The organism is Pseudomonadota bacterium (assembly GCA_023229365.1).
Taxonomy (GTDB): Bacteria; Myxococcota_A; Polyangia; order JAAYKL01; family JAAYKL01; genus JALNZK01.
Window position 1 is genome coordinate 1 of the sequence record JALNZK010000162.1, and the last position, 10052, is coordinate 10052.

The window sequence follows — 10052 nt, forward strand, 5'->3', positions numbered from 1 at the left end:
TGCCGCCATCAACCCCGTGGCGACCGAGCTCCCGGCGGACGGCGTGGACCAGAACTGCGATTCTGCCGAGCTGTGCTACCTCGACGGGGACGACGACGGGTTCCGCCCGGACGCGACGGCGACCGTACTGTCGGACGACCTGGACTGCGCGGACTTCGGCGAGGCGATCGGGACGGATCCTGTCACGGATTGCGACGACGACGATGCCGCCATCAACCCCCTGGCGACCGAGCTCCCGGCGGACGGCGTGGATCAGAACTGCGACTCGGGCGAGCTGTGCTTCGCCGACGGGGACGACGACGGGTTCCGCCCGGACGCGACGGCGACAGTGGCGTCGGACGACCTGGACTGCGCGGACTTCGGCGAGGCGATCGGGACGGATCCGACTGGCGACTGCGCGGACGGGGACGCGGCGGTGAACCCAGGAGCGTCCGAGATCACCGGCGACGGGTTCGACCAGAACTGCGACGGCGCGGAGACGTGCTGGCTCGACTTCGACGACGACGGGTACCGCCCGGACGCGACGTCGACCGTGGCGTCGACCGACACGGACTGCGCGGACTACGGCGAGGCGGTGACCGGAGATCCGACCACGGACTGCGACGACGCGATCGCGACGTGCACGACCGATTGCGTGACCGACGTCGACACGGATGGCACGCCGGACTGCGCAGACACCTGCCTCGACGGCGACGGCGACGGCTACGGCGTCGGGACCGGCTGCACGGGGCTGGACTGCGACGACACGGTCGCGTCGTGTTACGTGGCGTGCGAGACCGACTACGACTCGGACGGGGTTCGGGACTGCGAGGACACCTGCATCGACGTCGACGGCGACCACTACGGCGCCGGGACGGGGTGCCTCGGCGCGGACTGCGACGACTTCACCATCACCTGCAACGTCGACTGCGTGACGGATTCAGATTTCGACTTTGTGGAAGACTGCGCGGATTATTGTCTCGACAGCGACGGCGACTACTACGGCTTGCCCGGCGGCGCGGGCGACTACTGCGCCGGCGTCGACTGCAACGACGCGAACCCCAGCTGCTGGACCGCGGGGGTCAACACCCTGATCTGCGACGCGGACTGCACCTCGAGGACGTGCGGCGACGCGTTCGTCAACCCGGTCGCCTCTGAGGTGTGCGACGAGCCGCCGAACCTCGGCGGCTACGACGGCTGCGACGCCTGCACGGCGCTCGGGCCGTACTGCGGCGACGGCGTCGTCCAGGATCCGCCGGAGGAGTGCGACACCGCGATCGATCCCGAGTGCCACGCCAGCTGCACCTGGGACTTCTACTGCGACGAGGTGAGCCCGACCGCGATCGCGAACGCCTCGGACAGCGACCTGTCCGTGTTCGGCGCCGGGTTCGACGACGACATGTTCGTCACGCTGGTCGGCCCGGAGACCGCCGTCGTCGATCCGTACTGGCTGACGGACTCCGGCGCCGTGGCGCTCCTGGAGAGCACGCTCGGGCTCGACCCCGGGACCTACCACGTCTGGCTCACGAACGAGGCCGACGCCGAGACGACCGAGTGTCCCGACACGATCACGGTGGTCGCGACGACCGGCATCACCGTGACCGACGTGGCGCCGGCGATCGCCTGGACCGGGGATCCGGGCAACGGCATCAGCGACGACGCCGTGGTCAGGATCGCCGGGACCGGGTTCCTCGAGGTGCCGCTCGTGCGGTGGGTGAACATCGACGAACCGGGCATCCGCTACGACGCGCCGTACACGTTGTGGGACGGCGGCACGACCCTCACGAGCGTCTGCCCGTCGGAGTCGGAGTCGATGGTGCCCGGGACGTACTATGTCGAGGTGCTGAACCCGCACGTGCCGGCGAGCCCGCTCTCGGATCTCGGCGCGTTCTGGCTCGACGGGACGATCCTCGGCGAGTTCACGGTCACCGCGACGCAGCCGCCGATCATCGGGGATCTCGATCCGTTCCGCTCTCCGGGCGCGTCCCCTGTGACCGTGACGATCAACGGCTCCGGCTTCCAGGCGGGCGCGCAGGTCATCTTCGGCACGATCGTCATGACCAGCGTCGCCGTCGATTTGTCGGGGGCCTTCATCACGGTGGGCGTGCCGAGCATCGGGAACGGCATGTACCCGGTGCGCGTGATCAACCCGGACGGGCAGGAGGACACCTTCTACTACTACCTGGCCACGCCGTCGTCCGACGCGCACCTGTCGGAGTTCGGCCCCATGACCACGCCGATGGCCGTGGCCCGGTGGCGACACGCGTCGATCCAGGGGTTCGATCCGTACGAAAACGCGTACGTCTACACCGCCGGCGGCCTCGGCTCGTTGCTCAGCCCGCCGCCGCCGCCGGACACCAACAACGACGCGCGCCGGGACGTCGAGATCATGCCGGTGAGCAACATGGGCGCGCCGTCGGCGCCGTGGATCGCGAAGAAGTGGGACCCGGGCACCAACACCCACATCGACAACCTGATGAACACGCCGCGCCAGGGCTTCTCGATCTCCCGGTACGGCGACTGGCTGTACGCGGTCGGCGGATGCGACAAGAACACGGCCGAGAGCACGACCGCCTTCCCGGCGCTCAACTCGGTGGAGCGCGCCGAGATCCTGGACAACGCGCACCAACCGCAGGACATCGAGTACGCGGTCGACGCGAGCATCGGGACCCTGCCGCTCGGCTCTTGGTACTACCGCGTCTCCGCCGTCGGCGCGTGGGGAGAGTCCCTGCCCTCCGACCTGCAGCTGGTCTTCAACGGCGAGGGATCGGTCGTGCTCACCTGGGCGACCGTGGCGGGCGCGACCGGGTACCTCGTCTACAGGAACGCGACCGCCGACGGCGACCACGGCGACGTGGGGCTGCTCGCGGTGATCACCACGACGACCACGACCTACACGGACACCGGCGCGGCGCCGAACATGGCGGTGACGCCGCTCCCGCTCGGCTCGATCGGCCCGTGGGTCGCGCTCTCGAGCACGCTCGTCAGCCCGCGCGAGGGGCTCGACACGGTGAAGATCGTGGTCCCGGACGGCGTGGGAGGCGCGTCGCCGTACATCTACGCGGTCGGCGGCCGCACGAGCTCGGCCGTGGGCGCGGCCAGCCTCAGCTCGATCGAGATCGCGCCGATCTCCGATGACGGGAGCCTCGGGGCGTTCAGCACGCTGAGCCATACGATGGTCGTGCCGCGCGGGTTCTTCGCGCTGCTCACGAGCCAGGGCCAGAACTCCTACATCTCGCGCAGCGAGTACTTCGATCCGGACGAGACGATCCACCTGATCGCCACGGCCGGCGACGACGTCTCCAACAACCCGAACAACTCCGGGCTCATGACGTTCGAGATCGCCCAGGTCAACAGCCCGAGCGGCGAGACGACGGACTGGACCGTGCAGTCGCAGGAATGGAACAAGTCGAACCTCGGCCACGACGGGCAGCTGTTCTTCGGCACGATGTTCCTGTTCCAGGCCGTGAGCAAGGAGTCGCGCGGCTCGAACCCCACGCTCAACGGCGGCACCTCGCCACGGTACAGGTACACGCCGACCAACCCGGCGGCGACGATCATCAACACCTACCAGTCGTCCAGCAACGGGCCGTCCAACCGCGCCTACTACCAGACCGTGCGGCTCAAGTCGTTCGTGTTCGTCATCGGCGGCAACGACGGGTCCGGCCCGATCGACCTCATCGACCGCGGCTACTGAGCCGCGGTCCCACCGACCATCCGCCGCAGTTTCTGGACAGAGTGGATGTCGACTTGCGATAATGGGTCCGGGTGGGGGCGACGGAGGTTCGTGTGGCGGACGGCGGATGCACTTCCAATCGTGAGCGGCGCAAGGAGCCCCGATACGCGGTGAGCTGCCGGTGCTGGGTGGAGAAGGACTCGGTGACCCTGTTCGGAACCGTGACCAACCTGAGCGCCAGCGGGTTCTTCCTGCGCACCGTCCCGGTGGTCGCCGAGGGGAGCGACGTCGAGATCCGCCTGAGCCTCGAGCAGGGGGTCGTGATCGGCCGGGGCGCCGTCCGCTGGCGCGCGCAGCCGGACGGCCGCGACGCCGAGCGGCGGAATACACCGCCCGGCATGGGGATCGAGCTTGTCCAGGTCTCCGGCGGGCGCGAGCTGCTCGACACCTACATCGGCCGCAAGTCGCTCGTCCCCGAACCGTGAGCCGAGATGGAAGCCCTCGAGAAGATCATCGACATCTTCCTGCACCTCGACACCTACCTCGACGGGTGGGGCGCCGCGCTCGGGCCGGCGCTGTACGTCGTCCTGTTCCTCGTCATCTTCTGCGAGACCGGCCTCGTCGTGACGCCGTTCCTGCCGGGCGACTCGCTCCTGTTCGCGGCGGGCGCGCTCGCCGCGCGGCCGGACTTCCCGCTCGAGATCGGCTGGCTGGTGGCGTCGCTCTGCGTGGCGGGCGTGCTCGGCAACGCCGTCAACTACTCGATCGGCTACCGCCTGGGGCCCAAGGTGTTCTCGAAAGAGGACTCGTGGCTCTTCAATAAGAAGTATCTCCTCAAGGCGCAGGCGTTCTACGAGCGGTACGGCGGGAAGACGATCGTCCTCGCCAGGTTCGTGCCGATCATCCGGACGTTCGCGCCGTTCGTCGCGGGCATCGGCCGGATGTCGTACAGGCGGTACATGCTGTACAACCTGCTCGGCACGCTGCCGTGGGTCGGCGGCTTCGCGTTTGCCGGCTACTTCTTCGGCAACATCCCGGCCGTCAAGCGCAACTTCCAGTTCGTCGTGATCGCGATCATCGTGATCTCCGTGATCCCGGCGATCGTCGGCTACCTCAAGGAGCGGAAGCGGCCCGCCTGAGCGACGCGGGCGACGATGGCATGGCGAATGACGAAGCAGGGAAAGAGCTCTACCGCCGGGTTCGGAGCGGGCGCGAAAGCGCTCGGCTGCGCGCTCCTGCTGCTGGCGTCGACCTCGGCTTGCGGCGCCGGATCGCCGGCGACCGGGGGCGGCGCAGACCCTATCGCTGTCGAGGCGTCGCCAAAGGGCAGCGCGCCATCGGGGACCGCGACCTGGATCGATCCGGCCACGGGCCTGGAGTGGCAGATCGAGCCTGCGGGGGAGACGATGGGGTGGGAGGCCGCAAAGGAGCACTGCGCGGCGCGGGGCGAGGGCTGGCGCCTGCCCACGGTGAGCGAACTGCGCTCCTTGATCCGCGGGTGTCCGAGGACCCAGACCGGGGGGAGCTGCGAGGTTACGGATCGCTGCCTGCCCTGGAGCCGGTGCCGCAACGACGACTGCGGCGGCTGCGATCCCCGGAACGGGCCGGACGACGCCTGCTTCTGGCCGGGCGAGCTTGCGGGGACGTGCATCTGGTACTGGTCGTCGTCGCCCGACGAGGACCGGCCCCTCAGCGCGTGGTACGTCTTCTTCGGCGACGGCAGCGTCAACGTCAACGGCGTCCTCGGCGAGATCCACGTGCGCTGCGTTCGGTAGTGGCGAACGATCGGGTCGATCTCCGGAATGGACCGCTCCCCTCCGCGATTCAGTCGATGAGACCGAGCTCGCGATAGACGCGGGAGAAGTCGACGAGCTCGCCCCCCGGCTGGTGCTGCAGCGAGTTCTCCTGGTCCTTGAGCATGGCGACGACCTTGTCCCGCCCGGCCTTGGTCTTCACGGATTGGCGCGGGGTCTTGCCCTTCAGCAGCGGGATGGGCTCGTCGATCCACGCCTCGATCTGCTGCTGGAAGTACGGCGCGAGGAGCTCGGCCTGGACGTGCTCCGGGATCGCGTCGACCGGTTCGCGTGCGGGTCGCGCGGCATGCTCGGCCATCGCGACGTCCAGATCCTTCATCGAGTCGATCCGGTGGCGCGCCGCGCCGTCGAGCAGCTCGGCGAGCAGCGCCTTCCCGCGTTCGAGCCGCTCGCGCGACTTGGTTTCGAGCGTCATCCTTCCTCGCTCGAGCCGAATCGTGCCGAGGTGCAGCGGGCCGTCGCCGAGCTGCTTGCGCCCCTTGCGGTCGACCCACGTGAACCCGTCGTCGTCCTCTTCCATGTCCGGATGCGCGGCGAGCCTGGCGCGGACCGCGTCGAGGTCGATCACGTCGAACACCGCCTCGCAGAAGACGAGGTCCTCGCCGTCCATGGTCACCATCTTGGGCGGGCGCCAGTTGGCCACGGCCGCGCGCATCGCCGCCTGGCCGGCGGGGATCGCCTCCCGGAGCAGGGCGCGGTCGGGCGTGCCCGGGTGCATCTTGCGGAGCGATCGCAGCTCCTTGGTCAGCGCCTTGAGCATCGTCTCGCGGTGGGTGCGCGGCACGCCGTATCCGGCGCCGGTCATCTCGAAGTGATCGCCGATGCGGACGAGCCAGCCCAGGAAGAGGTCGAGCCTCTTCATCTGGTGGGTGGCGGCCTTCTCGCGCACGAAGACTTCGTCACCGACGACGAGATCGACGACGCGGAAGCCGTGGTCGACCTGGACCTCCTGCACCTCGAAGAGCGACGGCCACGCGGTGTCCCGCAGCGCCTCGAGCGCCTCCACCTCCGCGGCCTTGAGCGCCCAGCCCTGCTCGCGCAGGAGCAGGTCGATCGACCTGTCGCCGTTCGCGTCCGCGTGGCCGTAGGCGAGGTACGCGAGGGCCAGCGGCCCTTCCCACTCGTCGAACGGATCGTCCGGGGCGGCGAGCCGTTCGAACGCCTGGCGCGCCCTGTCTGCGTTCCGCACGGAGAAGTCGAGCAGCTTGCGCAGCGCCGTCTCGTACCCCTCCTTGCCGCCGCCCTGCCGCAGGAAGCCGCAGCCGTCGGGACACTGGACTTCGCGCCTCTGATGCTGGGCGCAGCAACGGGGACAGAGGTTCCCCTCGAGTGCCGGGCATGGGCGCTTGGCGCCGCCGTCTCCGCATCGTGCGCACTTGGCCATGACGCTCGCTAGCCTACCATGTCCCGCGGAAGTTTCGAGAGGCGCCGCGCCTTTCACCCGACGGCGGCGGCCTTCCGGAACACGGCGAGGTTCGCCTCGAGCGCGGCGGGCGGGGCGGCGGATCGGATCGCCGCCTCGGCGACCGCCACGTCGACCCCGGGGACGAGCCCGAGCGCGGCGAGCCGGCCGAGGAGCGCGCTGTTCTGCATCCGCGGGTCCTCGAGCCCGTCGACGAAGACGCGGTGCAGGGCCCCGCGCTTGGCGGCCACGGCCGCGTCGATCGCCGCGACGTCCGGGTAGCGCGCCTGGCCCATGCGCACCGCCACCGGCTGGTACACCGCGTCGTAGTAGAGCAGGGCGCCGCCGTCCCGAAGGTGGCTCTGCGCGGCGCGCAGCCCCTCGAGCCGCTCGAGCGCGATCACGACGTGCGCCTCGCCCTCCGGGATCCGCGGGGTGAAGACGCCCTCCCCGAGCCGCAGGTGGGAGATCACGGTGCCGCCGCGCTGCGCGAGGCCGTGCGTGTCGCACCCGTGGATGACGTGGCCGGCCTTGAGGCACGCCTGGCCGAGCGTCTCGGTGAGCAGGCCGATCCCCTGGCCGCCGACGCCGCACAGGTAGAGGTTCTGGACCGCACCGCTCATGAGGCACCTCCCGGGCGCTGCCGGACGAGCGCCTTGACCGGACAGGTCTGCGCGCAGGAGCCGTCGCCGATGCACAGATCCGCGTGCACGGTGATCGTCCCGTCCTCGGCGCGCACGAACGACGGGCACGCGAACTCGGCGGCGCAGACGTGGCGCTTGTCGCACAGCGCCTGGTCCAGCTTGATGGGCGGCATCCGGAAGCCCGGGTTCTTCCGCCTGGAATCGCGGGTGAACTTGAGCATGCACGGGTGGCGCGCGATCACGACCGCGAACCCCGGGTGCGCCATCGCCTCCTTCACGAGGGCGGTGAGCTTCGCCTGCTCGTAGGCGTCGACCTCGCGCAGGAACTTGACCCCGAGCGCCTCGAAGAGCGGCTTGAACGGGATCTTCGGGCCGACCTCGCCCGAGCCGAAGCGCGGCTGGTGGCCGGTCATCGCGGTCGTGCCGTTGTCCAGCACGACGAGCACGACGTCGTGGTCGTGGACCGCCGCGTTGATGACGCCCGGCAGCCCGGCGTGCAGCAGCGTCGAGTCGCCGATGAACGTCACGACCTTGCGCGACGGGTTCCGGATCGCCATCCCGGAGCCGGTCGAGATCGCGTGGCCCATCGAGAACAGCACCTGCCCGACCTCGTACGGCGGCTGGAAGCCGAGCGAGTGGCAGCCGATGTCCGCGACCGTGATCGAGCTCGCCTCGAGCGCCGCCTGGATCGCGTGGAACGCCGATCTGTGCCCGCAGCCGGGGCACATCTGCGGGAGGCGCGGCGGCGCCGGGGCGGCCGGGGTCGCGAGCGCGGCGGGCGGATCGAACGCGTCCGGCCAGGTCTCGGCGAGGAGCGCGAGGACGCGTCGCGGGCCGAGCTCGCCCATGAGCTGCTCCCGACAGGTCCGCGTGCGGATCGCGGTCTCGAGCCCCGCGTCCCAGGCGATCGCCTTGATCTCGGTCTCCATCACCGGATCGAGCTCTTCGAGCACGAGCACCTCGTCGTGCGCGGCGAGGAACTCCGCGATCCTCCTGCGCGGCAGCGGGTGGCTGAGGCCGAGCTTCAGGATCTCCACGGGCCGCGCGCTGGCGCCTATCACCTCGAGGGCGGCCATCGCCGGGAGCGCGGCGCCGACGACGCCGAGCCGCTTGCCGTTCCACGGGGCGCCGCCGTTCGGCGCGAGCACGGCGTTCGAGGGGGTCGACTCGGCGACCTCGCGCACGGCCTCGAGCTTCTCGAGGGCGCGCCGCTTCAGCGGGAAGACGGTCTTCGTGATCGGGACGTACGGCCCGTTCGCGGCGTCGAACCGCGGCGTCCAGTCCGCGGGCGCGGGGTCGGCGGCGCCGACGGTCACGAGCTCGCGGGCGTGGCAGACGTGGGTGGTCATCCGGAACGCCACCGGCATCGCGAGCCGGCGCGAGAGCGCGACCGCCTCCTTGTACATGTCGTAGGTCTCCTGCGGGGTGGCCGGCTCGAACATCGGCATGTACGACATGCGCGAGAACCAGCGGTTGTCCTGCTCGTTCTGCGACGAGTTCGCGCCCGGATCGTCGCCGAGGAGCACGATCATGCCGCCGATGAGCTGCATGAGCGGCAGCTGGATCATCGAGTCCGACGCGACGTTCAGGCCGACGGACTTGAAGAACACCGCCGAGAGGTGGCCGTTGAGCGACGCGCCGGCCGCGACCTCGAGCGCGACCTTCTCGTTCGTCGAGTACTCGAAGTAGAACGTCCGCGCGGGCCCGGGCACGAGCTCGAGCGCCGCCGCGATCTCGGGCGTCGGCGAGCCCGGGAAGGTGGTCACGACGCGTGTGCCGCTGTCGATCATGGCGCGCGCGGCCGCCCAGTTGCCCATCACGAGATCCGTCCACCCCGCGGGGTCGACGAGCCGGTCCTTGAGCTTTGCCATCCGCTCCCTCCTCTCGCGCCCCTAGAACGGCGCGAAGCCGCTGTCCGCCCAGTAGCCTTCCTTGAGCTCGTCCTGCTGCGCCGTGACCGCGGCGTAGTGGCCGGCCTCCCACGCCGCGAGCTCGAGGAAGAGCCGCTTCACGGAAGGATCGGCCGCCGCCTCGGCCTCCCTGCGGTAGTGCGCCTCCGCGTCCCGCCCGAGTTGCCCCGCGACGGAGAGCGCGGTCATCTCGTAGTGGGCGTCCTTGATCCGGTCGCGCAGCCGCGGCGAGAAGATCGGGCTCGGCCCGGAGAGATCCGAGGCCTGGCCGAGCCGCGCCGAGCCGTCGACGTGCCCCGTCTCCAGGAGCGACCTGTGCTGGGCGCGCAGGAACTCGAAGTGCGCGATCTCCTCGTCCGCGAGCCGCCCGAACACCTCGCGGCCCTTGGGATCCAGGGTCGCGCCCGCGGCCATCTGGTAGAAGTAGTGGCCCTCGCGCTCCGCCTGCATCGCCGTGATGAGGGCTCGCAGGACGTGCTTCTGGTTCTCGTCGGTGATAATCATTCGATGCTCTCCTTTGTGATCAGGTTCTTGGCCACGGCCCGCGTCACGACGAAGAGGAACGCGAGCCCGACGATCAGAGTCGCCGCGAACAGCGCGAACATGCCCCACTGCTCGTGCGCTGGG

Annotated in this window: 8 protein-coding genes; 4 read left to right on the plus strand and 4 right to left on the minus strand. The window is 70.0% G+C overall.

Translation table 11 applies throughout. From position 1 onward, the window contains the following. From M0R80_29075 to M0R80_29090, 4 genes are all read left to right on the plus strand, one after another. The coding region (locus M0R80_29075) for a MopE-related protein (protein ID MCK9463691.1) at window positions 1-3676 on the plus strand (3676 nt) is incomplete at its 5' end. 92 nt (window positions 3677-3768) lie between these two features. Further along, the gene (locus M0R80_29080) at window positions 3769-4140 is read left to right on the plus strand and encodes a PilZ domain-containing protein (GenBank protein MCK9463692.1); all 372 of its coding nucleotides are present in this window, start codon (window positions 3769-3771) and stop codon (window positions 4138-4140) included. A gap of 6 nt (window positions 4141-4146) precedes the next feature. After that, window positions 4147-4794 (plus strand): DedA family protein, encoded by a 648-nt coding sequence (locus M0R80_29085; GenBank protein ID MCK9463693.1) that lies wholly within the window; start codon window positions 4147-4149, stop codon window positions 4792-4794. A gap of 27 nt (window positions 4795-4821) precedes the next feature. After that, on the plus strand, window positions 4822-5430 hold the full coding sequence (locus tag M0R80_29090) for a DUF1566 domain-containing protein (protein ID MCK9463694.1): 609 nt from the start codon (window positions 4822-4824) through the stop codon (window positions 5428-5430). A 49-nt stretch (window positions 5431-5479) separates the two neighbouring features. Here M0R80_29090 and M0R80_29095 read toward each other — a convergent pair whose 3' ends face one another. From M0R80_29095 to M0R80_29110, 4 genes are read right to left on the minus strand one after another with little or no spacing between them, the layout of a single operon-like run. Continuing rightward, entirely contained in the window at window positions 5480-6853 is a 1374-nt protein-coding gene (locus M0R80_29095) for a hypothetical protein (GenBank protein MCK9463695.1), read from the minus strand. 53 nt (window positions 6854-6906) lie between these two features. Next, on the minus strand, window positions 6907-7494 hold the full coding sequence (locus M0R80_29100) for a 2-oxoacid:acceptor oxidoreductase family protein (GenBank protein ID MCK9463696.1): 588 nt from the start codon (window positions 7492-7494) through the stop codon (window positions 6907-6909). Next, on the minus strand, window positions 7491-9386 hold the full coding sequence (locus M0R80_29105; protein MCK9463697.1) for an indolepyruvate ferredoxin oxidoreductase subunit alpha: 1896 nt from the start codon (window positions 9384-9386) through the stop codon (window positions 7491-7493). Before M0R80_29105 ends, M0R80_29100 begins: the two co-directional genes overlap by 4 nt. A 21-nt stretch (window positions 9387-9407) precedes the next feature. Next, window positions 9408-9929: a ferritin family protein gene (locus M0R80_29110; GenBank protein ID MCK9463698.1), complete on the minus strand. Its 522-nt coding sequence runs from the start codon at window positions 9927-9929 to the stop codon at window positions 9408-9410. Between the last annotated feature and the right edge of the window lie 123 nt (window positions 9930-10052).

What these genes read in the sequence shown, in the direction of transcription:
- M0R80_29100 (MCK9463696.1), bottom strand. Translation starts at nt 7,494, where the DNA reads ATGAGCGGTGCGGTCCAGAACCTCTACCTGTGCGGCGTCGGCGGCCAG.
- M0R80_29090 (MCK9463694.1), top strand. Translation starts at nt 4,822, where the DNA reads ATGACGAAGCAGGGAAAGAGCTCTACCGCCGGGTTCGGAGCGGGCGCG.
- M0R80_29085 (MCK9463693.1), top strand. Translation starts at nt 4,147, where the DNA reads ATGGAAGCCCTCGAGAAGATCATCGACATCTTCCTGCACCTCGACACC.
- M0R80_29110 (MCK9463698.1), bottom strand. Translation starts at nt 9,929, where the DNA reads ATGATTATCACCGACGAGAACCAGAAGCACGTCCTGCGAGCCCTCATC.
- M0R80_29105 (MCK9463697.1), bottom strand. Translation starts at nt 9,386, where the DNA reads ATGGCAAAGCTCAAGGACCGGCTCGTCGACCCCGCGGGGTGGACGGAT.
- M0R80_29095 (MCK9463695.1), bottom strand. Translation starts at nt 6,853, where the DNA reads ATGGCCAAGTGCGCACGATGCGGAGACGGCGGCGCCAAGCGCCCATGC.